At 60.5% G+C, this 24,554-nt stretch carries 22 protein-coding genes and 1 pseudogene; 8 read left to right on the top strand and 15 right to left on the bottom strand.

All coding sequences use genetic code 11. The features are described from left to right. Positions 1 to 105 precede the first annotated feature (105 nt). Positions 106 to 786: an amino acid ABC transporter permease gene (locus ACSV9I_RS12510; RefSeq protein ID WP_054157344.1), complete on the top strand. Its 681-nt coding sequence runs from the start codon at positions 106 to 108 to the stop codon at positions 784 to 786. Then, positions 783 to 1,538 carry an amino acid ABC transporter ATP-binding protein gene (locus ACSV9I_RS12505; RefSeq protein WP_438329120.1) on the top strand — a complete coding sequence of 252 codons (756 nt, stop codon included), beginning with the start codon at positions 783 to 785 and terminating at the stop codon, positions 1,536 to 1,538. The genes ACSV9I_RS12510 and ACSV9I_RS12505 overlap by 4 nt, the downstream gene beginning before the upstream one ends. Positions 1,539 to 1,584: 46 nt before the next feature. Here ACSV9I_RS12505 and ACSV9I_RS12500 read toward each other — a convergent pair whose 3' ends face one another. From ACSV9I_RS12500 to ACSV9I_RS12480, 5 genes are all read right to left on the bottom strand, one after another. Next, on the bottom strand, positions 1,585 to 1,935 hold the full coding sequence (locus ACSV9I_RS12500) for a hypothetical protein (protein ID WP_438329119.1): 351 nt from the start codon (positions 1,933 to 1,935) through the stop codon (positions 1,585 to 1,587). A gap of 77 nt (positions 1,936 to 2,012) precedes the next feature. Next, positions 2,013 to 2,477, bottom strand: coding sequence for a preQ(1) synthase (queF, locus tag ACSV9I_RS12495; protein WP_054157425.1), 465 nt, complete (start codon positions 2,475 to 2,477; stop codon positions 2,013 to 2,015). Positions 2,478 to 2,488: 11 nt separating this feature from the next. Further along, on the bottom strand, positions 2,489 to 3,391 hold the full coding sequence (locus ACSV9I_RS12490) for a cation diffusion facilitator family transporter (protein WP_438329118.1): 903 nt from the start codon (positions 3,389 to 3,391) through the stop codon (positions 2,489 to 2,491). 161 nt (positions 3,392 to 3,552) lie between these two features. Beyond that, complete coding sequence (locus ACSV9I_RS12485) at positions 3,553 to 3,864, bottom strand: hypothetical protein (protein ID WP_438329117.1); 312 nt, start codon at positions 3,862 to 3,864, stop codon at positions 3,553 to 3,555. Between the two features lie 90 nt (positions 3,865 to 3,954). Continuing rightward, on the bottom strand, positions 3,955 to 4,131 hold the full coding sequence (locus ACSV9I_RS12480) for a hypothetical protein (RefSeq protein WP_438329116.1): 177 nt from the start codon (positions 4,129 to 4,131) through the stop codon (positions 3,955 to 3,957). A 159-nt stretch (positions 4,132 to 4,290) separates the two neighbouring features. Between ACSV9I_RS12480 and ACSV9I_RS12475 the strand changes: the two genes are divergently transcribed. Next, on the top strand, positions 4,291 to 4,542 hold the full coding sequence (locus tag ACSV9I_RS12475) for a type II toxin-antitoxin system ParD family antitoxin (protein WP_438329115.1): 252 nt from the start codon (positions 4,291 to 4,293) through the stop codon (positions 4,540 to 4,542). Positions 4,543 to 4,544: 2 nt separating this feature from the next. After that, positions 4,545 to 4,832, top strand: coding sequence for a type II toxin-antitoxin system RelE/ParE family toxin (locus tag ACSV9I_RS12470; RefSeq protein ID WP_438329114.1), 288 nt, complete (start codon positions 4,545 to 4,547; stop codon positions 4,830 to 4,832). Positions 4,833 to 4,875: 43 nt separating this feature from the next. Here the strand turns inward: ACSV9I_RS12470 and ACSV9I_RS12465 are convergent, their stop codons facing one another. Further along, positions 4,876 to 7,065: an anthranilate synthase gene (locus tag ACSV9I_RS12465; protein ID WP_438329113.1), complete on the bottom strand. Its 2,190-nt coding sequence runs from the start codon at positions 7,063 to 7,065 to the stop codon at positions 4,876 to 4,878. A 371-nt stretch (positions 7,066 to 7,436) separates the two neighbouring features. On the opposite strand from ACSV9I_RS12465, the gene ACSV9I_RS12460 reads away from it, so the two are divergent. Together ACSV9I_RS12460 and ACSV9I_RS12455 are read left to right on the top strand one after the other, a co-directional pair. Continuing rightward, entirely contained in the window at positions 7,437 to 9,308 is a 1,872-nt protein-coding gene (locus ACSV9I_RS12460) for a methyl-accepting chemotaxis protein (protein WP_438329112.1), read from the top strand. Between the two features lie 95 nt (positions 9,309 to 9,403). Next, positions 9,404 to 10,270 (top strand): extensin-like domain-containing protein, encoded by an 867-nt coding sequence (locus tag ACSV9I_RS12455; protein ID WP_438329111.1) that lies wholly within the window; start codon positions 9,404 to 9,406, stop codon positions 10,268 to 10,270. A gap of 63 nt (positions 10,271 to 10,333) precedes the next feature. Here the strand turns inward: ACSV9I_RS12455 and ACSV9I_RS12450 are convergent, their stop codons facing one another. Together ACSV9I_RS12450 and ACSV9I_RS12445 are read right to left on the bottom strand one after the other, a co-directional pair. Continuing rightward, complete coding sequence (locus tag ACSV9I_RS12450; RefSeq protein WP_438329110.1) at positions 10,334 to 12,520, bottom strand: TonB-dependent hemoglobin/transferrin/lactoferrin family receptor; 2,187 nt, start codon at positions 12,518 to 12,520, stop codon at positions 10,334 to 10,336. Between the two features lie 227 nt (positions 12,521 to 12,747). Further along, positions 12,748 to 14,415 (bottom strand): formate--tetrahydrofolate ligase, encoded by a 1,668-nt coding sequence (locus ACSV9I_RS12445; protein ID WP_438329109.1) that lies wholly within the window; start codon positions 14,413 to 14,415, stop codon positions 12,748 to 12,750. Between the two features lie 297 nt (positions 14,416 to 14,712). Here ACSV9I_RS12445 and ACSV9I_RS12440 point away from each other — a divergent pair, with 297 nt between their 5' ends. Beyond that, on the top strand, positions 14,713 to 15,234 hold the full coding sequence (locus ACSV9I_RS12440; protein WP_082352428.1) for a TIGR00645 family protein: 522 nt from the start codon (positions 14,713 to 14,715) through the stop codon (positions 15,232 to 15,234). A gap of 305 nt (positions 15,235 to 15,539) precedes the next feature. Continuing rightward, positions 15,540 to 16,256: a helix-turn-helix transcriptional regulator gene (locus ACSV9I_RS12435; RefSeq protein ID WP_245281401.1), complete on the top strand. Its 717-nt coding sequence runs from the start codon at positions 15,540 to 15,542 to the stop codon at positions 16,254 to 16,256. A 97-nt stretch (positions 16,257 to 16,353) separates the two neighbouring features. Here ACSV9I_RS12435 and ACSV9I_RS12430 read toward each other — a convergent pair whose 3' ends face one another. The 7 genes and pseudogenes from ACSV9I_RS12430 to ACSV9I_RS12400 form a co-directional block, all read right to left on the bottom strand. After that, on the bottom strand, positions 16,354 to 17,463 hold the full coding sequence (locus ACSV9I_RS12430; RefSeq protein WP_438329108.1) for a DUF2333 family protein: 1,110 nt from the start codon (positions 17,461 to 17,463) through the stop codon (positions 16,354 to 16,356). Then, positions 17,456 to 18,751: a DUF6638 family protein gene (locus ACSV9I_RS12425; RefSeq protein ID WP_438329107.1), complete on the bottom strand. Its 1,296-nt coding sequence runs from the start codon at positions 18,749 to 18,751 to the stop codon at positions 17,456 to 17,458. The genes ACSV9I_RS12430 and ACSV9I_RS12425 overlap by 8 nt, the downstream gene beginning before the upstream one ends. Beyond that, positions 18,748 to 19,153 (bottom strand): annotated as a pseudogene (locus tag ACSV9I_RS12420) (endonuclease domain-containing protein). The gene ACSV9I_RS12425 and the pseudogene ACSV9I_RS12420 overlap by 4 nt, the downstream one beginning before the upstream one ends. A 167-nt stretch (positions 19,154 to 19,320) precedes the next feature. Next, positions 19,321 to 21,237 carry an AAA family ATPase gene (locus ACSV9I_RS12415; RefSeq protein WP_438329106.1) on the bottom strand — a complete coding sequence of 639 codons (1,917 nt, stop codon included), beginning with the start codon at positions 21,235 to 21,237 and terminating at the stop codon, positions 19,321 to 19,323. Between the two features lie 3 nt (positions 21,238 to 21,240). Then, on the bottom strand, positions 21,241 to 22,389 hold the full coding sequence (locus tag ACSV9I_RS12410; protein ID WP_082352427.1) for a hypothetical protein: 1,149 nt from the start codon (positions 22,387 to 22,389) through the stop codon (positions 21,241 to 21,243). A gap of 42 nt (positions 22,390 to 22,431) precedes the next feature. Beyond that, complete coding sequence (locus tag ACSV9I_RS12405; RefSeq protein WP_054157327.1) at positions 22,432 to 23,322, bottom strand: prohibitin family protein; 891 nt, start codon at positions 23,320 to 23,322, stop codon at positions 22,432 to 22,434. A gap of 40 nt (positions 23,323 to 23,362) precedes the next feature. Continuing rightward, a complete protein-coding gene (locus ACSV9I_RS12400) occupies positions 23,363 to 24,451 on the bottom strand; it encodes a hypothetical protein (protein ID WP_438329105.1) in 1,089 nt (362 codons plus the stop codon). Positions 24,452 to 24,554 lie beyond the last annotated feature (103 nt).

Below are 24,554 nucleotides of genomic sequence, written 5' to 3'. Positions count from 1 at the left end.
TTGCCTGTCGCCTGTCCCTTCATAGGTCTATATGTGAGATCGCAGCAGAGGCCCCTCCCGCCTCTGCTGTCTTCCGTTTCCGTCCGCGCTCCCAAGGACACGTCCATGCCGCACTGGCTTCAACTCATGCTCGACTCGCTGCCGACCCTGCTCTGGGCTGGCGTGAAGTTCACCATTCCGCTGACCATTCTCGCCTTCGCCTTCGGCATTACGCTTGGGCTTGCAACGGCGGTGGCGCGGCTCTTCGGCCCGAAGCCGCTGGTGCTGGTGGCACGCTTCTATGTCTGGGTCATCCGTGGCACGCCGCTTCTGGTGCAGCTTTTCGTCATCTTCTACGGTCTGCCGAGCATTGGCATCCTGCTCGATGCCTTCCCGGCAGCCCTGATCGGCTTCACGCTCAATGTCGGCGCCTACACCTCCGAGATCATCCGTGCGGCGATCTCTTCCGTGCCGAAGGGTCAGTGGGAGGCGGCCTATTCGACGGGCATGAGCTGGCGCCAGGCGATGATCCGCACCATCCTGCCGCAGGCCGCCCGCGTTGCCGTGCCGCCATTGTCGAACACCTTCATTTCGCTGGTCAAGGACACGTCGCTCGCCGCCGCCATCACCGTGCCGGAACTCTTCCAGTCGGCGCAGCGCATCGTCGCCACCACCTATGAACCGCTGATCCTCTATATCGAGGCAGCGCTGATCTATCTCGCGCTGAGCTCCGTGCTCTCCAACCTGCAGGCGCGGCTGGAGACCCGTTTCGGCCGCTATGGCGGCATGCTGGAGGCCAACAGATGATCACGCTTTCCCACATCATCAAGCGCTTCGGCGAGGCGACCATCCTCAACGATATCTCGCTCACCGTGCCGGAAGGCAGCGTAACGGCGCTCGTCGGCCCCTCCGGCGGGGGAAAAAGCACGCTGCTGCGCTCGATCAACTTGCTGGAGCAGCCGACCTCGGGTGCCGTGCAGATTGGCGATGCGAGGATCGAGTTTCAGCCCGGTCGCAAGATTGCCTTTGCCGAGATCCAGAAGGTCCGCTGCGAGACCGGCATGGTCTTCCAGAATTTCCAGCTCTTCCCGCATCGCACGGCAATCGAGAATGTCATCGAAGGCCTGATCACGGTGCAGAAATGGCCGCGTGAGAAGGCCAAGACCCGCGCCATCGAACTGCTGACCAAGGTCGGCATGGCGCACAAGGCAGACGCCTGGCCGGCCGAACTTTCCGGCGGCCAGCAGCAGCGCGTGGCGATTGCCCGGGCGCTCGCCCCCTCACCCAAGGTGCTGCTCTGCGACGAGCCGACCTCGGCGCTTGATCCGGAACTGGCAGGCGAAGTGGTGGACGTGCTGAGCAAGCTTGCCGACGAAGGCACGACCATGGTGATTGCCACCCACGACCTGCGTCTCGCCTCGAAGATCGCTCATCAGGTGGTGTTCCTCGAAGCCGGGCAGATCGTGGAGACCGGCAATGCCGAACAGATCTTCCGCGATCCGCAGCGCGAGCGCACGAAGCGCTTCGTATCATCGATCAGCGCGGCCCAGACGCTTTAAGTGCGGCGAGATCGGCGTTTTCTCGTCTGCAAACGGTCGCCGCATGTCAGGCCGGCGGTTCGGTGACAACAGGCATGATGTCGACACCGTCACCGGGAAAGATGCCAATATGCGGATGGTCAGCGAAGAGGCGGGCCGCCTCTTCCGCCGTCTCGGCTTCGACGAGCACATAACCGCAGAACGTGTTCTGGCCGGGCCCAATCCCCGCGCGGGTGATCCGCGTCGTCTTGCCGACCATCACACTTGGGCTTCTCAGGAAGGCCGCATTGCGCTTCTCCCAGTCTTCCCACTGCGACAGGCCCTCGGCATCGATCGCCTCCTGATCGGCTTTCGGCATCTTGCGAAAGGCAATCAGGGCCTCGGGCTCCATGGTATAGACGGCGACGAATATCGGCATATGCGCACTCCGCTGACGCGTGAAACCAGCAAAATGCTAACGCAGAGATTGAGGTCTGTCACGCAGCGGCGGTGCGCTTACCCGCGGCCGCGATAGGTCGCGACCCCCTGCTCCGGCAGCCACACACCCTTCGGCGGCTCGCCGGTCTGCCAGAAGACATCGATCGGAATGCCGCCGCGCGGATACCAGTAGGCACCGATGCGCAGCCACTTGGGATCGAGCAAATCGACGATGCGCTTGGCGATATAGACCGAGCAATCCTCGTGGAAGGCGCCGTGATTGCGGAAGGCAAAGAGGAAGAGCTTCAGCGATTTCGATTCCACCAGCCAGTCGCCCGGGATGTAATCGATGACGATATGGGCGAAATCCGGCTGGCCGGTCATCGGGCAGAGCGAGGTGAATTCGGGGGCTGTGAAGCGCACGACATAATCCGTGCCGGCATTGCCATTCGGCACGCGCTCAAGGACCGCGGCTTCCGGACTGGTGGGGGCCTCCACGGCCTGGCCAAGCTGGGTCAGCCCGGATGTGTCTGTCTTGCTCATCATCGGCTCCTTCAGATCTCGACAGCGGCGCCATGCGCCATTTCATTTTCCGGCTCGACATGGATGGTCACCCGGGTGCCGGGTACGGCATTGTGCACGGCCATTTCCAGCCGATCGCAGATCACATGCGCATCGCGCACCGTCATCGTCGACGGCACCACCAGGTCAAAGGCGGCAAAGGTGGCGGCACCACCGCGACGGGTGCGCAGATAGTGGACGCCAAGCGAACCTTCGGCATTCTCCGCAATCGCCTTCTTGATCGCGGCAAATTCTTCCGGCTCCACCGCCTTGTCCATCAGCCCGTCGACAGAATGCGAGATGACCTTCCAACCCTGCCAGATGATATTGAGCGCCACCAGAATGGCCAGAACCGGATCGAGGATGGCATAGCCGGTGACAAGCACCAGAACGAGGCCGACCAACACGCCACCGGAGGTCACAACATCCGACATGATGTGGTGCCCATCGGCGAGCAGCGCCGGCGAGCGATGGCTGCGGCCGACCCTGATCAGAAGGGCCGCCCAGGCCGCGTTGATCACGGCAGCGAGCGCATTGATGGCAAGGCCGAGATAGGGAGCATCCGGCAAGGCAGGCGCACTCAGCGCCGGGATCGCCTCACGGATGATGAGGAGTGCGGCAACAACAATCAGCACGCCTTCCAGAACCGCGGACAGATATTCCGCCTTGTGATGGCCGTAAGGATGGTCGTCATCGGCGGGCTTTTGCGCATAGCGAATGACGAAGTAGGCGATAAAGGCCGCAATGACGTTAACGGTCGATTCCAGCCCGTCGGACAGAAGCGCCACCGAGCCCGTCACCCACCAGGCGAGAAGCTTCAGCCCCATGACGCCAAAAGCGAGCGGAATGCCCCAGAAGGCGAGCTTCTCTACCAAATTGTCTTGCCGCGCCACCATGGCCTTCTTCCCTGCAGATGCGAGTGAATTGCAGACGCAATTCCAAAAACGACGAAACCGCCCGGCAAAGCGGGCGGTTCGGTTCGATGGGCAGGGTAATGCAGGAGGGTTGAGGAAAGGTCAAGGCGGGAGATGGGGTGTGCACAGGGGGGCGATGGCCTTCAGATGCCAGCGAGGAATTTTCGAAGAACGTCTGCGCTGCGCTGTCCGCGGGTATCGCGAACGTCGATGATCAGGATCTGATCCGGCGTGACAGTGTGGAGAAGCGCAAAGGGTGTGCCACGAATATGATACTCCCTGACGCGTTCGAAATCCTCGAAACATGCGGCATTGTCAGGATGGGCAATGATGGTCCGTTCCGCCGTCCTCAAAGCCGCAGACACTGCAGCGATATCAAGTTGTGGATGGCTCTTGTAGTAACTGCGCATCCATCGAAGGCCGGGTTCGGCAGTCGGCAGGTCGCGGAGACGCATGCCCTTCAGCGCGCCGCCGGAAAATCGTCCTGATCGGACAGCAGCCAGTCATGAACCTCGCCGCTGTCGACAGCTTTAACGTCACCTGCATCAAACCAGCTGAAGACCGTGGTGCAAAAGCTCGCGCGTTGCCACGCGCTCGTCAACCAGATTGCGGATCGCCTGATCAGCGAGATCGGGAGCGGTTCGGTTGTCGAAACGCGCGATTTCTTCCAGCGCCTGATTGAGGCCGGCATCGATTTCGGTGGTCAGAATGATTTTGTTCATCGGATCAAGTTCTGGTTCAGCCTGCGTCAAAGGATGAGACATCGTGTCGAGAGTGTCAAACGAGACATCGGGGACCGCACGAGAGTGGACCGGCCCGAGGAACCTTGCAGAGTCTTCGCCGCTTTGGGATACTGAACCCTGAGAGGCACGGAGACGACCATGTCGACGATCACCATCGCGATCCCTGACAATCTGACAGAGTGGATCAGTCGCAAGACGCAAAGCGGCGAATTCGCAGATTCCAGTGACTACGTGTCGGATCTGATCCGCCGGGATCAGGAACGGTCGGCGAAGATTGCAGCCATGCAGACAGCGGTGAAGGCCGGTTTGGCCAGTGGCGTGGGGGAACGGACAGCTGACGAGCTATTCGAAACCGCTCGTCAGCAAGCAAGGACAGCGAGTGGCGGCTGAGAATGACCTATCGGCTGACACGAGCAGCGGAAGCCGACGTCATCGAGATTGCCGAGATCGGCATCCGTACCTGGGGCATTCGGCAAGCCCAAACATATCACAACGGCCTATTCGATCTTTTCGGTCTGATTGGATTGACGCCTGAGATGGCACGGGAGAGACGCGAACTATCTCCACCGATGCGGGTTCAGCGCGACAGGGCACACTTGGTGATCTACCTGATCGACGACGCCGGCGTGCTGATCGTTCGTGTTCGCCATGGCCGGGAAGATTGGCAAGAGGATATCTGAGCGCATAGGCGCGACCGTTTCGAGCCGCGCCTCGCCTATTTCCTTACGCCGCCTTCACCTTCGCCCGTTTTGCCAGATGCGCCACGACATTCTCGATCATGCGCATGCCGGCGTCGCCGCCGAGTGTCATGATCGATTCCGGGTGGAACTGCACGGCGGCGACCGGTTCCTTGGTGTGCTCGATGCCCATGATCGTGCCGTCTTCGCTCTCTGCCGTGATCATGAAATCGCGCGGCAGCGTTGCCGGATCGGCGAAGATCGAGTGGTAGCGACCGACCGTCACTTCCTTGCCGAGCCCTGAGAAGACAAGGCCGGGTTCGAGCACGCGGATGCGCGACGGCTTGCCATGCATGGGAACCGCCAGCTGGCGCAGTTCTCCGCCATAGGCTTCGGCGAGCGCCTGGAGACCCAGGCATACGCCGAAGATCGGCAGGTTGCGGGCGCGCGCCTTCTTGATCGTCGCCTTGCAGTCGAAATCCGTCGGCGAGCCGGGACCGGGCGAAAGGACGACGAGATCGGGATTGAGGCGGTCAAAAATCTCTTCCGGCACCGGCGTGCGCACCGTGTTTACCGTCGCACCCGTCTGGCGGAAATAGTTGGCGAGCGTGTGGACAAAACTGTCTTCGTGGTCGACGAGCAGGATGTTGATCCCCTCACCCACCCGGGCCACCCCGCGATGCGAGGAGGCATCGTTGCCGCTCTTGGCGTCGCGGATCGCTGCAATCATGGCGGAGGCCTTCAGTTCGGTTTCGGCTTCTTCTTCCTGCGGGTCGCTGTCGTTCAACAGCGTCGCACCAGCGCGGACTTCGGCAATGCCGTCCTTGATGCGCACGGTGCGGAGCGTCAGCCCCGTATTCATGTCGCCATTGAAGCCGACCATGCCGACGGCGCCGCCATACCAGGCGCGCGGGCTCTTCTCATGCTTCTCAATGAAGCGCATGGCCCAGAGTTTCGGCGCACCGGTCACGGTGACCGCCCAGGCGTGGCTGAGGAAGCCGTCAAAGGCGTCCATGCCGTCACGCAGGCGGCCTTCGATGTGATCGACCGTGTGGATAAGGCGCGAATACATCTCGATCTGGCGGCGGCCGATGACCTTGACCGAGCCCGGCTCGCAGACGCGGGACTTGTCGTTGCGGTCAACGTCCGAGCACATGGTGAGCTCGCTCTCGTCCTTTTTGGAGTTGAGGAGCTTGAGGATCTGGGCCGAATCCTCGATCGGATCGGCACCGCGCTTGATCGTGCCCGAGATCGGGCAGGTCTCGATGCGGCGACCATTGACCCGCACGAACATCTCCGGCGAGGCGCCGACGAGATACTCCTGGTTTCCGAGATTGATGAAGAACGAATAGGGAGAGGGATTGATTTCCTTCAGCCGCTTGGAGATCTGCGAGGGCTTCGAATCGCAGCGTTCCATGAACTTCTGGCCCGGCACCACCTCGAACAGATCACCCTTGCGGAAGCTTTCCTTGGCCTTCACCACCAGTTCGGCATATTCGCCAGGCCGATGATCACCACGGGGCGGGATCGTGTCGGTGTGCTGGAAAGGTTCAGGCGCGATCTCCTGCGCCTGTCCGATTGTCGTCGCATCGCCCTTGGTGAAATCGTAGCGGTCGATCCAGGCCTTGGCGGAATAGTGGTCAACGACCAGGATCTCGTCCGGCAGGAAAAGCACCATGTCGCGCTGATCATCGGGGCGGGTGAGCTTGAGGTCGATGGCGTCGAACTGGAAGGCGAGATCATAGCCGAAGGCGCCGAACAGGCCGATGGCCGAATCTTCCTCGGAATAGAACAGATCGGTGACAGCGCGCAGCACCGTGAACACCGTCGGGATCTTCGAGCGCTCTTCCTCGGTGAAGACACGTGACGGCGGCTTGACATCGAGGTCGAGGCGGGTCGCGGTGCGAGCGCCGAGCGCCAGATCCTCGACGGTCGAAAGCCGGTCGGCGATCATCGCAAGCAGCGCCTCGCCGCGACCATTATAGGCCTCGATCCAGACCTTGCGGCAGAAGGAGGAAATGCCGAGCGGCGGATCGACAATGGCCGTATCCCAGCGGGTATAGCGACCCGGATATTCATAGTTGGAGGAGAAGACCGCGCCGCGCCGCTCGTCGAGCTTGTCGACATAGGTCGAAATCGCGTCGGCATAGGAAGTCGGCCGCCGCTTGCGTGAAACGGTCACGCCGCCGCGCGTCTGATAGGCTTCCGAGCCGTCTTCCTGCAAAATCGTCGACATGTCTGTCCTTCTCCATTCTTCGAGGCCCGCCTGATGAGCGGGCCTTGAATACAAAAAAGCCGCCTCAGGAAAGTTTCCGGGCGGCTTTGGGGTCAATCCTCTGAAGACATGACTGGTCAAGGCCGCGTTAGCGTGCCCACCACCAAGCAAAGGTCTTCGATACGATCTTCATGGGCGATGTGATAGCCCGATGCGGCGCAACGCGCAAGCACGATTTCCGCCCCGCCCTCGGGCTGGCGCAAGGCATTACAGGTCATCAATTTAGACTATTGTCATTAAGCACTATCTAACAAACCTATGCCGATATAGGGTAAAATGCGCGCAACCGGAAAGCGGGGCCGTGCGACCCTGGTGAGGATCGGAGAGTTTTCATGCAACTGACACTTTCGCGCGGACTTTTCGCCTTCGGTCTTTTTGTGGCCACGGCATTTCTCACGGCCCTTGCCGTGATGGCTTACACCTTGAAGACGGTGAAGATCGAGGGACCGGAATATGTTGAGATCATCCACGGCAAGGACCTCGTCGCCGACATCCTGCCTCCACCGATGTTCCTGGTCGAAGCCTATCTTTTGGCCAGCGAAACGGCGCTGGATGCGAAGCTCGCCAGCGAAAACACCGAACAGATCCGCACCTTGCGGACGCAATACGAAGAGCGCATGCAGGTCTGGCGCGATACTGACCTTCCGGCCGAATTGAAGACCCTGATCAAGGGAGAGGTCGGCACTGCGAGCGACGCCTTCTGGAGCACCATGGACAGCGCCTATCTACCGGCACTGGCAAGCGGCGACGGTGCCGCGCGCCTGCTCGCCATCACCAAACTGCGTACACAATTTCAGACCCAGAAGGCCGCCGTGCAGGATCTGGTGAAAGCGGCAACGGCGTTTCTCTCGCAAAGCGAAGCCCATGCCCGTCAGACAATCAGCCTCTATTCAAAGATCGCTCTTGCCGCCGCGTCCTCAGCGATCCTTGCATTGATCGGTGGACTTCTGGTTTTCCGACGTCTTGCCATCACCCCGCTCGAGGCCCTGTCGGCCCAGATGAAGACACTGGCAAGCGGCGCGCTCGATGCAGATGTGCCCTTCACCGCGCGCAAGGACGAAGTGGGCGACATGGCCCGTTCGGTGGCGGTCTTCCGACAGGCGGGCATCGACAAGATCAAAATTGAAAACGACAACCGCCGCCAGCAGCAGCACATCGAACGTGATCGGGCAGCCCGCCTCAGCGAACAGGAACACCAGTCCCGCAGCCTGCAGAAGGTCGTCGACGACCTCGGAGCCGGTCTCGAACGCCTGTCGAAGTTCAACATCCGTTACACGCTGGATGAGCCCTTCCAGCCGGAATTCGAACAGCTTCGCCATGATTTCAATAAATCGCTCGCCGTGTTCCAGGACACCATGGGCCTGGTCCTCGACAAGTCGAACGAGATCGACAACAGTTCGAATGCCTTGCAACAGGCATCCGACCAACTGGCAAAGCGCACCGAGCAGCAAGCCGCAGCCCTTGAGGAGACAGCCGCTGCCCTTGAAGAAGTCTCCGGCACCATTCGAGCCTCCTCAAGCCGGCTGACCGGCACGCGCAACATGACGCGTGAAGCCAAGGTCAATGTCGAGAAGTCGACCCATGTGGTGCATGATGCCGTCGAGGCCATGCGACGCATCGAGGCGGCGTCGGCGAGCATTGCCAGCATCACCGACGTGATCGACCAGATTGCCTTCCAGACCAATCTTCTGGCGCTGAACGCCGGCGTCGAGGCGGCCCGAGCCGGAGATGCCGGGAAGGGCTTCGCAGTCGTTGCGCAGGAAGTCCGGGACCTCGCGCAACGCTCCGCCAATGCCGCGCGCGAGATCAGCGCCTTGATCGATCAATCAACGCGCGAGGTGTCGGTGGGCGTAACACTGGTCAACGATACCGGCACGGCCCTACGCGCCATTGAAGCCAGCATCCAGGCGATAAACGAGGATATCGAGGCGGTAACCGCAGCGGCCATCGAACAATCGGCAGGAATTGCCGAAATCAATGTCGCGGTGAACCAGATGGATCAGCTGACCCAACAGAATGCCGGCATGGTCGAAGAAACCTCTGCCGCCACCCATGCACTCGGCGATGAAGTGCGCGAGCTCGTCCGCCTGGTTGGTCAGTTTGTCTTCAACCGCCGCCACAAAGTTCGAGACCGGGTGGATGCGGTGACACAAACAGAGAGGGATAACAGCAATCCGCAGGTCGCACGATTGCGTGCCGGTTGACGCGGGACATACGGATCGCCCTCACCTGCGCCATACCACGACCGAACTAAAACTGCATTCATCCGTTCCTCTTGGGTCGAACCAGGAACGGATGAATGCACAGACTCTTGATCGTGTTGACAATTCTGACCTTCTCGGTGGGTGCGAGCCTTCCGGAAAAAGGTCCCGAACCACAGCCGGATCCACGCGTCCAGGCAGAGCCGACCGCCTCGCCCGACCAGCCGCCGGTCCCGCCTCAAAAGCCGGTTGCCGACAAGGAGGGCGAACAGCCAGAGGCACCGGAACAGCCTGAGGCACAGGAAGAGACTGTGCGGGAAGAGCGAGACCACCCCGCCAAGGACGCCGACCTTGGCGGCAGCATGGCGGCAAAACAGGGACAGTCCGAAGCACCTGCACCGGAAGACCCGGCCAGCTACGCCGCCTGCGTGGCGGAGCTGAGGTCGATCGGGGCCCGGTTCCGCGAATTGCCCCGCATCGACGACGAGGCGAGTTGCGGGATGGACAGGCCGGTCGAAGTGGAAGCCGTGCTGCCGGATGTCAGCCTGCAGCCGGAGGCGACCATCCGCTGCGAGACGGCCCTCCAGCTTGCCCGCATGACCCGCGACATGCTGAGGCCGGCCGCAAAAACCGCCTTCCCCGACAAGCCCCCCCTCAGCGGCTTAATCCAGGCCTCCGGTTATGTCTGCCGCAACCGCAACAGTGCCGAGACCGGCAAGACCTCAGAACACGCCTTCGGCAATGCCATCGACATTGCCGGCTTGCGCTTCGGCGAGACCGAGGAACCGGTGATGATCGCCAGACAGGACGACGGCACGGCCGAGGCCGCCTTCCAGCGCGCCTTCAATGCGCTCGCTTGCCTCTATTTCACCACCGTGCTCTCCCCCGGCAGCGACGCCACCCATCAGGACCACATGCACTTGGATGTCATCGAGCGAAAGAGCGGGTTCCGCTATTGCCGGTAAAACGCAAAAACGGCGGCGCCCCGGTTGGGACGCCGCCGCAGGCGGTGGAGGCGGGTGTTCGGTTTAAAATTTCTGCGAGATGGAAATCTTGAAGGTGCGGCCGGCCTCGGAATACAGGTCTGTAGCGCTGGCAACATTCTTCACTTCAAGGGCATCGAAGTACTTCTTGTCGAACATGTTGTAGACGCCAGCCTGGATACGCAATCCCTTGGCCTGTTCAGGTTCCCACCAGCCGGTGAGATTGAGCACGCCGTAACCGGCAGGCTTGGTCAGCGCAGCCGAGTCATCCGAAACGGCGGCAGCGGCGACCAGGCTCAGATCCGTCCCCCAGGTTTCCTGCTCGTAGCCTAGTCCGACAATTGCCTTGAGCGGGGGAACCGATGCGAGCAGTTCATCACTGTCCAGATCGGTGCCACGCGCATAAGCCAGTGTCCCGTGCAGATTAAAGCCACTTGAGAAGGTCTTGTGTGCCTCCAGCTCGACGCCGCTGATGCGGACATTATCGCGATTGATGAATTGATAGGAACCGAGCGCATAACCCGGCGTCGCGATGATGTCCGACGTGTCGATGAAATTCTTGTAGCGCGTGCTGAAAGCGCTGACACGCCCACCAAATTCCTCGTCGCCAAGATTGGCACCGACATCGAAGCCCCAGCTGCTTTCGGGCTTCAGGTCCGGGTTTCCGATCGAGCGATAGAGCGGCGCATTGTCGTAGTCGACATAGAGCTGGTAGGCATTCGGCGACTTGAAAGCTGTCACAAATTGCGCATAGAGCTCGACATCGGGACGAACCTGCCAGGCGGCGCGCAACTTCGGCGAAAGATGGGTTCCGCTCTGACCTTCCGGCATCGTACCATCATAGGTGTCCGTCGCCTGCGGGTCTTCCTTGTACCAGTCAAAACGCAAACCAGGCGTCACCGAAAATGCGCTATCCCCCAGCGCGATTTTGTCCTCTGCAAAAGCGCCGAACCTGTAAGAATTTACATCAGGCGAATAGGACTGATTGGTGTGGTAGTAGGCGCAACCAGGCACATAGGTGACAGAGCAACTGTCCCGGCCCGCCAGATAGTAGCTACTTTGTGTGAATCGGAAATCGGCACCGACGGTGAGTTGGTGATGAAGATTGCCCGTCGAGAAATCTGAATTGGCATAACCAGAGAAGCCAATATCGCGCTGCTCGCTTTCCATGAGACGATCATAGTCGCCTATTGGCGCGATCTGTCGGTAGGACTCTTGCCCCTCGGTCCTTGCGGATCGCTGCCAATAAACAGTCGCGGCCGCCCGATCAATCAGGCTGTCATCGCCAGTCGCTTCGTATTCGTAGTCGAGAGACAGGCGGTCGCGGTCCTTTTCCTGGACCAGGTCATAGTCTCCTGCACGGTAGGTTGTTCCGTAGGTTGTGGAAGAAAGATAGTCCTTCCGGCTATCATAACCAAAGTGCTCGGCTGTGAGCCCCACCTTGTGGCCACCCTCGAGCTCCTGACGCACTTTGAAGAGATAATTGCGCTGGCTGTAATCCATCGGGTCGGCTTCGGTGCGCGTGCTACGGGTGCCACCGACATCACCCTTTGTTTCAGTCTCATGCCCCTTCTTGTAGGATGTCTGGAACATGACCGAGGTATTTTCGACCTTCTTGGCAACCGCGCCAGACGCCGTGAAGGACCGGTCCGAGCCGTCGTAGCTAAGTTTTCCGATACCTCCGAAAGTGGCGCCATCCGACAAGAGATCGTCCGGCTCAAGAGTATTCAGCAAAAGGGCTCCACCAAGAGCACCCGAACCAGCGCGGCTGGAATCGGCACTGTGCAGCACATCCACGGACGAAAGCGAAGTGAAGTCGTAGGTGTCAGCGCCCCCGCCGTAGTTATAAACGGTATCGAAGAAATACGGGACTGGAATGCCGTCAATAGTCGTCAAAACGCGATCAGCCTCAAGCCCGCGAATGTTGACGCTCTTGGACTGGCGAACATAGGTAACACTCGGCTCTACCGTATTACCCAGATCATCAACATCATCCACCTGCTTCTTATCAAGCGTTTGTCTTGTCGTCGTCGTCGCCAGCGGCGTGTCCGCGACCGAGCCCGCCGGCACACGTTTGCCCCTGACGACGATGGTCTGCAGTTGCGTTTCGCCCTCCGCAGCAGCGGATGAGGCGGCCGGGGTGGCGCTCTGGGCGAAGGCGAGTGTGGTCGGGGTCACGACAGCAAGCGCGGTGCAGGCGAGCAGGAAGGGTCTGAGAGACCGGGAGCCCATGCGAATATCCTTTCGGAGGCCATAGAAATGCAGTCCGACACCCCAAAACAGGATGCAGGTTGGCCAGTGATGTGGTTTCAAAACGGATCGGGGGAGAAATTCCGCCGTAATCACGGCCTATAAAACATGATTATGATCGTCAAGATATAAAACATGATTCTTTTGATCATGATTTAACACTCGCGTGATTATGACAAAAATACCACAGAAATTAGGGGGTACAGAACCTAGAAAAGCCCCTCGACCGCGCCGTCCGCATTGAGCCGGATCTTCTCCGATGACGGCACACGCGGCAGGCCCGGCATGGTCATGATCTCGCCGGTGATCGCCACGACAAAGCCGGCGCCGGCCGAAAGCCGCACTTCGCGCACATGCACGCTATGGCCTTCGGGTGCGCCGCGCAGCGACGGATCGGTCGAGAAGGAATATTGCGTCTTCGCCATGCAGACCGGCAGGTCGCCGTAGCCCTGATGCTCCCAGTCGAGCAGCTGGTCGCGCACGGCCTTCTCCGCCGTCACCTCGCCGGCCCGGTAGATCTCGGTGGCGATCCGCTCGATCTTGGAGAAGAGCGGCATGGCATCCGGATAGAGCGGGCGGAAATCGGCCTTGCCATCGGCAAGCCGCACCACGGCCTCGGCAAGATCGGTGATGCCGGCGGACCCCTTCGCCCAGTGGCGGCAGACATGCGCCTCGGCCCCAAGGCCTGCGGCCACGGCCTTGACTGCATCGATCTCGGCATCGCTGTCGCCGGTGAAATGGTTGATCGCGACAACGGCGGGAACGCCGAACTTGCCGAGATTTTCGAGATGTCGGGCAAGATTGACGGCGCCGCGCTTCACCGCCTCGACATTTTCAAGCGCCAGATCCTCCTTGGCGATCCCGCCATTCATCTTCAGCGCCCGAACGGTGGCGACAAGCACGACGGCAGCCGGCGTCAGGCCCGCCTTGCGGCATTTGATGTCAAAGAACTTCTCCGCCCCGAGATCCGCGCCGAAGCCGGCTTCGGTCACCACATAATCACCGAGCTTCAGCGCCGTCTTGGTCGCGATCACCGAATTGCAGCCATGCGCGATATTGGCAAAGGGTCCGCCATGCACCAGCGCCGGATTGTTTTCGAGCGTCTGGACGAGATTGGGCTGCAGCGCCTCCTTGAGAAGCACCGCCATGGCGCCGTCCGCTTTCAGATCGCGGGCAAAGACGGGACTTTTGTCACGCCGGTATCCGATGATAATCGCGCCGAGGCGGCGCTCCAGATCCTCAAGGTCGGTCGCAAGGCAGAGGATCGCCATGATTTCCGAGGCCACGGTGATATCGAAGCCGGCTTCGCGCGGAAAGCCGTTCGAGGCACCGCCAAGCGCCGTCACCACCTGGCGCAGAGCCCGGTCGTTCATGTCCATCACCCGCCGCCAGGTGATGCGGCGTGTATCGAGGTTCAGCTCATTGCCCCAATAGACATGGTTGTCGATCAGCGCTGACAGCAGGTTATGCGCCGAGGTGATGGCGTGGAAATCACCGGTGAAATGCAGGTTGATCTCCTCCATCGGCACGACCTGGGCATGGCCGCCACCGGCCGCCCCGCCCTTGACCCCGAAACAGGGGCCGAGCGAGGGCTCGCGGATGCAGATCACCGCCCGCTTGCCGATGCGGTTGAGGCCATCGCCAAGTCCGACCGTAGTCGTGGTCTTGCCCTCGCCGGCCGGTGTCGGGTTGATCGCAGTGACAAGGATCAGCTTGCCATCTGTCCGCTCGGAGAGGCTGCGGATGAAGCCCGCCGAGATCTTCGCCTTGTCATGACCAAAGGGGATGAGGCTTTCTGCCGGAATACCGAGCCGACAACCGATTTCCTGAATGGGCCGCTTGTTCGCTGCACGGGCGATATCAATGTCGGTTGTCATGTCGCTTGCGCCTCATTGTGTGTCGCAGAAGCATCTGCCGCCGGAAGTCGCAAGGCAAGGGCCGCGCTGCCTTTTCCACCAGACCCGGTACCGACGATGCAAGAACGCCGACCATGAATTGAAATTCTGCGCAACCCAGGCATGATGGCGCAGTTCTCGAGAGCAAGGACGCTTGAAGCATCCGCAGTGAGCCCTTGAATATGCAAGGAATTTGCGCCTCACCCACCGTCTTGTGTCTTGTTCTCGTCACCGGAAGGCGTTATCTGCGACGCCATAGGCCGCATTGCGAGGATTGCCATGAAGTCACTGGAATTGTTGATCGAGAAGATCATCCTGTCGAGCCGCTGGATCCTGGTGGCCTTCTATCTCGGGCTTGTTGCAGCGCTTGCCGTTTACGCGCTGTCCTTCGGCTACAAGTTCCTGAAGATCGCTCAAAATGTCTTCGTCTACGAGGACTTCGAGATGATCCTCGCCATGCTCGCACTGATCGATGCCGCACTCGTTGCCAGCCTGATCGTCATGGTGATGATCTCCGGCTATGAGAACTTTGTCAGCCGCTTTGACGAAGCGGACGATCAGGTCTCCTTCCTCGGCAAGCTCGATGCCGGCAGCCTCAAGATCAAGGTCGCATCGTCGATCGTGGCGATTTCCTCCATCCATCTGCTCCAGGTTTTCCTCAACGCCAACCAGTACACAGACAGCAAGCTGATGTGGTTGACCCTTATTCACCTGGCTTTCGTCGTCTCGGCCGTGATGCTGGGCTATCTCGAGGTCATGATGAACGGCAAGAAGAAGGGCGGATACGAAGACAAGACGTAAGTCTCCCGCGTGAAGCCTGGGCCCACCGGCAGGCAAGAGCCGCCCGAAAGGACGGCTCCACCGTCGCCAAGAGAGTCCCTCGAGGCAAACGATCACTTACCCATCAAAACTGCAGTCAGGATCGCTGAAACGGTTGCAGGATAAGCCATCGGATCAAATCGGAGCGTGTGTGACTTTTTAACTGGCACCGGTCAGAAATTAATCATATTAATGCGCTACCATCACTAAAAAGTGCTGGCATTTCGCCCCGGCTGTTATATGTGTCGGAAACTCTCTTTTTCCTGTCAACTTTCGAAATTGCAAACATGTTGCTAGAACGACAGACGCTCTTGAGCGAGGGTATCGGCAGTTGTCAGAGCCGACCTGAACTGCTGGAGACTTGGCGGCGCGCAGCCCTGGAATATGGCTTCGAGTACGTCACGCTTGCTAACGCTCCCACGCTGCAGGACCGGCATTTTTCGCCGCTCGTGCGAGAGACGACACTGCCGAGCGAGTTCAGCAACGAGTTCGATCGTATGGAGTTTCTCCGCCTCTGCCCGACGGTGGCCCATCTCGCCCGGTCGATCATGTGGACGACCTGGGATGTCGGGCGCGAGGGCGAGACACCGAGCTTCGAATGCCCGGCCTCTTTCATCGCTCTGTTTCGCCGCTTCAAGATGCGCTCCGGCGTGCTGTTTTCGCTCAACGCGCTCGACGGCGGCCGCTTTATCGTCCGCTATGACGGCGACCGTTCGGTCCCGACACAGACCGAAATCAACGAATTGTCCATGCTGAGCACCCAGGCCTTCGACGTCTTTGACCGGCTGCGCCGCACCGCCAGCAACGTCAATGTTCTGTCGGCACGGGAACTGGAAGTCGTTCGCTGGACGGCGCAGGGCAAAACCTCGCTGGAAATCGGCCAGATCCTGTCGCTCTCGGATCACACCGTCAACGCCTACATGACAAATGCCATCCGCAAGCTGGATTGCGTCAACCGCACGCAGCTTGTGGCCAAGGCCATCCGGATGAAGATCATCACCTGATCTGCCGGCCAACCAAGCCCGCAGCTCGATCCTTGCGAACAAACAAAAAGCCCGGCATTGCGACCGGGCTTTGTTTTTTTGTTTCCGTCAGGTCTCGTCAACGATCGAGGATGCTCTGGATTTCCACCATGTTGGAGCGAACGCGCAGGATGTAGAATCCCATCGTCGCCAGATGCGTTGGCATGATCCAGCCATCCTCGCTGCCATTGGAAATGATCGCCGGCTGTACCCGAAGGGCCGACTGCAGCTGCCGCTCCATCTCCGTCCAGATGGTGGTGAGATTACGCTCGCGGATGACATTGCCGAAATCGGCCCGTGTCGCCTGCAGAAGCGCATACTGGGCATAGAGCTGGCCATAGGCGAACCAGAACCGATCATCCGCGCGGGTGTCGAACCAGCCGGCATTGAACTCTTCCGAGCGGCGACGCAGGATGTCGGATGTATTGCCAAGATCGCTTGCCATGCCATCCAGCAGCTGCAGCAGATTGTCCGAGCGCGTGTCGAAGATGGCATCACAGCTGGCCAGAGACGTATTGAAGCGGTTCCAGCTCTCGACGGCAGCGCGGTAATAGCTCGGCGTCGGCGTCTTGAAGCCGAAGGGGTCTGTGCCGAAATACCAGGTGCTTTCGTCGAACTGGATATTGCCGCGCGCATCCTGCAGGTCATTGTTGATGCCGGAGGTTCCACGAACGCGGCCGAGATTGTCCGCAAGCTGGATGCCGGTCCGGCGCACGACCTGATTGACGCCACGCTGGAACGAAGCCTTGTTATCCATGAAAGGCGTGTTGTCCCAATCGAGACCAAAGAAGCCGAGCTTGTAGGCAAGCGTCGAGGAGACCCAGCTGTTCTGGTTGACGTTCTGGTCGGTAAGCGTTGCACTCATCATGACAACGGCCGAATCCTGGCAACGATCGGTCTGATCGGGCAAGGCTGCCCCTGCCGGCACGGTCCGTTCGTCAAACTTGTAGGCCTGAACGAAGGCAGGGTCGAAACCGTGCCAGACCTGCGTGCGATAGAAGAACGAGCCGTAGAAGACGACGAGCAGCACCAGGAAGGCGAGGATCGGGCCGCGGACGATCCAGGTCCGATCGCGATACCAGCCATGGGCGGCAAGAAATGGCCAGAGCAGCCAGGCCACGCCCATGCCGACACCGCGCCCGATGGCGGCAAAGATGCGCTGGAAAAACGCGATGATCGGATCAAGCATGCTGATCTCCTAGTCCATAGAGGCGGTTTCGAAAGCCCGGTTTATCCTGCAGATAAGTCGCCTTCAGGCGCGATACAACATAATCCCGGTAAGCCTCGGGATAATCGTCATAAGTTCGGTAGAAGCCCTGCTTGTCGAAGACAAAGCGGGAGACGAAATCCTCCGCCGTCAGATGGGCGATCAACCGGTTTGTCAGCCACTGATCGGCATGTGACGGCAGCGCCCTGACTAGCCACGGACGATAGCGCGGCTCGACATCGGCAATGCGGAGCCCCCCGGTCTTATGCAGCGTGCGAAGCGCCTCCTGAAGCACGGGATACACGCCATGTTCGGTGATCGCCCGTGCCTGACCATGCTGCAGGGTCTGCAACCGGACCGGATCGACACGGGTGAAATTCGGCACCGGATCAAGTCGCGAGGCGACGGAGAGCAGCACCATTTCGGCGCGGTGTGCAAGAAGGCCGGACGCCTCCACCCAGGTCGCACGCGGCAGTTCGATCCGTCCGGTACGGGCGAGGAAATCGAAGACCTGCGCGCTGTCGTGGATCGAGATATAGCTGACTTGCCAGGGCCGCGACCGCCGGAAGCCAGGCGCCTCGGGATCACAGATAACGGTGGTGATCTTCTCGTCGACAAAGACGAAGACCCCGCCGAAATGGTCGGCCCAGAAGGCGTCATGGCGAAACACCAGCTTGTCCGGCACCAGCGTATTCTGCCTGATGTCGCCGGCCTCGCTGGCCAGCGCCACCATCCGGTTGAGCATAGCATCGTCACGCCAGGCGGTCGCACTCGTGGCCAACTGATCGCACAGCCGACGCAACTCACCCGCCTTGCCGAGCAGATCCTCCGCCGACAGGACCTTGAACGTGACCTCGTTGATCGAAAGCAGGTGCTCCAGCGTCAGCACTTCCGCGACACTGTCCTCGATCTCACCATAGAGCGTATCCTTCAGCGTGATCGCATGGATCGCCCTGAGATTGGCGGCAAAGAACTCGTGCATCAGGCCGGCCGTGTTGGAAAAGCTGGTATGCACGACCGGCAGTTCGTTCTGTTCCGGCGTCAAAATGATGAAGCGCCGGTTGACCTTCTTCGGATCGAGATAGTCCGGATCGCCAAATTCCGCCGCGATCTGCGGCGAGAAGCCGGTGATGTCGATATCGAATTCGGCCAGCTTCGTTTCAGGCAGCCCGAAGCCACTGAGCGCCTTGTTGTAACGTGCGACGAGATGCGGTTCGCGAATGGTGAGCAGGCGACCGTAGATGAGTTCGGCTTCGAGGAGGCGGTTCATGTGGGGTTCTCCGCCGGGAGGAAGACGAGATCAGGAGGGACACACGCTTCGACCAGCCGGCCGCCCAGGATCGCAACCAGCGTTTCCAGGAGGGCTGCGCGCTCTTGCAGCACGTCCCCATTCCAAAATCTCACCACCGACCACCCGTTCGCATTCATGAAGGCATTCCGTTTCGCATCATAGTCACTGTCGGCATGCTGGCTACCGTCCACCTCCACGACCAGAAGCACGTCCCGGCAGGCGAAGTCAGCAAAAATAGGGGACGATCGGACGTTGTCGGACGAACTTATGCCCCGCCAATCGTCGCGCTCGCAACTCACGCCATAATGCAGCTTCGGCATCGTTCTCTACCTTCCGAAGGCTTCTGGCCCGTGCCGTCTTCCTCTGGTTCGCACCCCGCATTTGTGCCCCTCGCCTGATCGTTCGGCGTTCTGCAATCGCCCCTCACCCCACGCTCTCCCCGCAAGCGGGGAGAGGGAGGAGCGCTCGGCCGGCGGCGAGGCCTTCTCCCCGTTTACGGGGAGAAGGTGCCCGAAGGGCAGATGAGGGGCAAGCGCAACATCAGCCGCTCACCACGTCCCCTCCGCCTTCAGCCTCCCGATCTCGCCAATCGCCCGCTCCCGCTGCCTTTCCCGTCGAATGATCTCGTTGACCGCCGCTTCATCCGACTTGTCGGCATAGCGGAATTCGCTGTCGGCGTAGCGGTTGATCTCCTGCAGGATCATCGCCATCGTTACCGGGCCGCGCAGCTCGGAGATCATGGCTTTCTTCTCGTCATAGGGCTTGTGCAGGAAGACATCAGGGCTCTCGAACCAGGCATCGGGCAGCTCGACATCCATGGCTCGCATCTTCACGGCGTCGGTGATGTTCTTGATGGCGCGGCCAGTGAAGCGAGGCTCGGCAAGCTTGATTGCGTGCAGATAGGCGCCGACATCGGCCAGCGTCTCGATCTTGCCGTTCGCCGCTTCATGACGCTCCCAGACCGCCACAAGCCCCTCTTCCTTCGGCCTGTCGTGCTCGCCATAGGACCGGCTGACCGCCTTCTGGATCTCCTGACCGGCAAAGAGCTGATGCTCGCCCAGCGGAATGTCGTGGTTCTTGCCGACCAGCAGCGAGAAGATGTCGATATAATCCTCGCGCGTCTGCGGTCCATCGACCAGCCACCGGGCGCCGGCGCGCTGGCGAAGCGCATCGTCGACATTTTCCGGATAGTTGGAGAACATGCCGAAGGTGGCATTGCCGCGCACGACGGTCGAGGCGCCGGCAAAGCTCTCCATCAGCACGGCGGTTACCTCATGCTGGCCTGATGATGCCCGATCGTCGGAGCGCCTGGCCGTGACCTGGTCGACGTCGTCGATCGTGCCGAAGCCGATGACGCGCGGGTTGAGCACGTTGTTGACGAAACTCTTGGCATTCTGGCCCGACTTGCCCTGATAGGACGAGATCTGATCGACGCCGAAATTTTCGTAATGGAAGGCGTAACCCGCCATCCGGCAATAGTCGTTCAAGAGACCCGCCAGCATCTGGATCAGGATCGTCTTGCCGGTGCCCGGCATGCCATCGCCGATGAAGGTGAAGAGAAAGCCGCCGAGTTCGACAAAGGGGTTCATCTGCCGGTCGAAATCATAGGCCATCAGCATCTTGGCAAGCTTCAGCGCCTGATACTTGGCGATGTGATTGCCGATGATCTCTTCAGGCTTCTTGAAGCTCATCGACAGCGGTTTGGATTTGGCGCTCGGCACGGCGTCGAAGCCATCAAGGGTAAAGTCATCCTGGTCGACGCGGATATGGGCGTTCTCGAAGGCTCCGAGATGCTCGAAGCGGGCCTTGCGCGTCAGCAGCCCCTGCAGCGCAAGTTCGGCAAAGGCGCGGCTTCGGCCGATCACCGTCGTGTCGTCGCCCGCCCCCTTCAAGGCTGCGTCCAGTCCGCCGATCAGACTTTTCAACCCGTCCTGGGGCGTATCGAACAGGAAATCCGGCTCGCGCAAGCCGTCAAGCTGCGCGCTCTCGCCCGCAACCGTTGCCAGCAGATAGGCTGAAAAGGCGAAGGCGCAGACATAGGATGCCGAGGCTAGCAGCCCCTTGAACCGGGCCGCCTCCTCGCCCTGCAAAGGGGCGGTGATATTGCGGGCCTGCAGGCTCTCAAGCTCGGTCTGGCGGGCAAAGACCTCGCCGACGGCAAGCGCAATCTGAACGCCGCGCCTGATACGGTAAAGCACCGTATGCTGGGCAGGCGTCATCAGCGGATCGCCCTGCCCCGTTGCCTGGATGGTCTTTACAAGCTCGACCTCGCGGGTCTTGCGCACCGCGCCCGTCGAAACGGTCGAGACGAAGCGCCGCCCCGTGCCAGCAATGGCGCTGCCTGCACCCTCGCCATCACCGCTGTCGAGCATGATGAAACGGGTGACGAGCCCCTGGGCAATGGTCAGGTGTTTGGCAATATCGGCTTCGTGCAGCGTGGTCAGGCCTGCGGTCAATTCGCTCATCTCTCAAACCTCGCTGACGATCTGGTCGCCGGAAATCACGTGTACCTTGAAATTCTCGAAGACCGCCTTGGTCTCGCCGGCTGCATACAGCGCCTGATAGGCATCATGCGGCACAAGCGCGTGCTTCTCGTAAGCCGAGACGCCCATGCGCGCCGCTTCGAGATCATGGGTCTCGATGTGGAATTCCTGCGATGCCGGCGTCGAGGAAAAGAAGCCCTTCACCGCCGGCTGCTCGCGTTTGGAAAACACCTCCTGCACGGTCCAGGTCATGACCCAGGCATTCTCAGGCTTGCGCACCCGGCTGAGGATGTCGTTCACACGCCCGGTATTCTCGGTAATCCCGGCGGAATAAAAGGGACCAAGCACGACACGGCCGAGCGATTTCGGATGCAGCATCTCGAAATCCCGATCCATGTTTGTGGCGATCGTCGCCGGCGTCAGCGAATAGGACGAATTCTTGCCGCAGAAATCATCAAAGGCCCGTGCAAGGTCCGGATTGAGCAGGCCGCCCACCGGCAGCGGAATCTCGACCTCGGCGTTCAGCCTGCCTTCCTCCGTCACCAGGATACGGCCGACATTCTCGGAACTGTCCTCGACGGTGGCCAGATAGATCATCGGCAGCGTGCTCGTGCCATCAAACGCTGCCCAGCTGACGAGATAGCTCGGCCGACGCGACTTCGGATTGACCGCGACCCCCACGGTCGTCGGCAAGACCAGAGGCGAGAAAATTTCGCCGGCACTGACACGCTCCAGATAGAGCCGCTCGGCGATCTGCTGCTGCAGGGCTGACGGAAAGGCACGCTGGCGCAGGATAAAATCCACCATGTCCTGCTTCAGCGCATCGGCAGCCGGAATGGCGGCGAGCCGCTGGGCTGAACCTGCCCGATCGTTTTCCAGTTCCAGAACGTTCTGAAAGACGGGAAAACCGCTCTCAGCCCGGGCGATGCGGAACTGCCCGGTAAAGTCGATGCGGTTCTGCCAGCAGGCGAAGGAATTGCGCAGCCGGTCCAGATAGGGAAGCATGTGAAGCGCTGATTGCCCAAGCAGCGCGTCCGCCGGCTGCGGACCGGAGAAAAATGTCTCCAGTCCGCCAAGCGCCGAGCGAATGGCGTTGAAATAGGGCGAAACCGCCGTTTCGGTTGCATGGATCATCGCGTCATCTCCCTCGTCCCCCGACGCTATCTCTCTGCGCCCTTACTTCGTGCCGATAAAGGGCACGGCCGCTCCCGGGATCATCGTCGTCGGAAGTTGCCCATCCCAACGCTCGGCAGCGGTCAGGTTGATCAGTTCCGGATTGTCGCGCAAGGCCGCACCCTTGGCGCGGATCGCATCGGCCTCGGCGTCGCCGGCAAGACGGGTGGCTTCGGCTCGCGCCTCGGCTTCCGCCCGGATCGATGCCGCCTGGGCATTAGCCTGGGTGACGGTGATCTCGGCCTGAACCTTCTCGCGCTCGGCATTCTGGCGCAGTTTCTGTACCTCGACCTCCGCCAGCATGCGGTTTTCGATCGACTGCTCATAGGCTTCGGAGAAATCGATGTTCTCGACCTGCACGCTGTCGATGATCACAGGCCCGATGACCGATTCGCGGATTGCCTGCTCGATCTCGGCATTGAGGCGCGCGCGCTCCTGAATGGCGGTCGCCGCATTGAACCGCCCGAAGACCGTCTTCGTCTGCTCATAGACCCGCCGGTCAACCAGGCGGCTGACGAGACCATCCTCGCCGCCGTAATCGGCATAGATCCGCTCCACCTGGTCGGGCGGCAGACGATAGTTCACCGAGAGCTTCAGGTTTGCCGCCTGCTGGTCGCGGGAATAGGTGGCCACTTCGTCATAGATCTGGGCGCGGCTTTGCGTGCTCACCATGACCACCCGGTCAAGGAAAGGAAGCTTGAAGCCAAGGCCCGGCTCGGCTGTCCCGACCACGGCGCCGGTGCGCAGGATGACCCCGCGCTCACCTTCGTCAACCGTGTAGAAACTGCCGGTGACGACCATCAGGACGGCGATACCCGCAACACCGGCCAGAATGAGGCCACGCAGAACCGAGCTGCCCACGCCGGATTGCGCAGGCACCGCATTATTACTCATGCTATCTTTCTCCTGAAACAGCGGGCGGCTCCGGCCCGCTTCAAGGCTTCACGTAATTGGCCGAATTGTGCTTTTCGATCACCGTCTGGAAGCGGCGGGAAAATGCATCGTCGGCGAGCTTCTTGCGGCGCTGGATATCCGCGGTCGAGAGCATGTTCTTCTCGTGCAGCTCCAGGAGATCGCCGATATGGCGCTGGGCGGCAGCACCAATGCCCGCCATGGTTTCCTCGGCCGCCGTATCGACCTGGGAACCGAGCGTGTTGATCCGGTGAGCAACCTCCTGCTGGGCAGCGGTCTTCAACGAATCCTCAAGCGCCTTGTAGAGCACGATGCGCTGCTCGGTATCGATGGTCAGCTTGTTGATCAGCGTGTTCTGCGCCGCGATCTGGTTGTTGAGCGAATCGACGAAGGTCTGGAACATCGAGGTGTAGCGCTCCAGCGTCTGGCTTTCCGCCAAGAGTTCCTGCTCGCGCGCCTGGGCCTGATTGTATTCGGTCGCAAGCTTGGAACGCTCGGCCTCCAGATCGGTCCGCTGGCCGGTGTCGGTCGAGGCGGCGATCTTGTTCTCGATGTCGAGCAACATCGGGTTCAGCTGCTCGATCCGGGTTTGCGTCGTCTCCAGATTGGCAATGGTCTGCTTGCGCCGTTCGATGACCTGGATCAGGCTCTGTTCCGAACTCGCATAACGCTGCTCAAGCACAGCCTTCTGGTCCTTCAGGATGCCGACAATGCTATCCGACTTGGCCAGCAGTTCCTGCAGATTGCCGGCAAGCGACATGTTGCGCACGCGCTCGGTGCGCATCCGTTGCGCCCGCTGCCTCGAAAAGACACCGATGAATTTTTCAAAGCCGGAGAAGCTCTTCATGCTCTCGAATTCGGAGCCGAAGACATTGGTCGCATCCTCGAGCCCGATGATCAGGTCGGCGATGTTCGATTCCATCACCTTCTGCTGATTGAGCACATCCGAAATCCGGGCGTTTTCGATGTCGAAATTCGGATCGGTGAGCTTGCTGTCGCTCTTCGCCAGCGTATCGAGCACACTGCCCGACTGCTCGATCTTGCCACGCATCTCCGCAACGATCGCCCGCGTCTTCTCGATTTCACTGTCGAAGGATTGCAAACTCGCCATGTCGTCTCCCTGTCGTCCCACCGGCAAAGCGCCGGACCCTTGTCGTGGCCACCATAACGCGTTTCCAGACACGAAAAAGTATCGCATCGCACACATGCGTTAC

Origin of the sequence: Rhizobium sp. G187 (genome assembly GCF_051549525.1) — a bacterium.
GTDB lineage: Bacteria > Pseudomonadota > Alphaproteobacteria > Rhizobiales > Rhizobiaceae > Allorhizobium.
The sequence above is the reverse complement of the archived record's forward strand: the minus strand, read 5'-3'. Positions and strand labels throughout refer to the sequence as shown.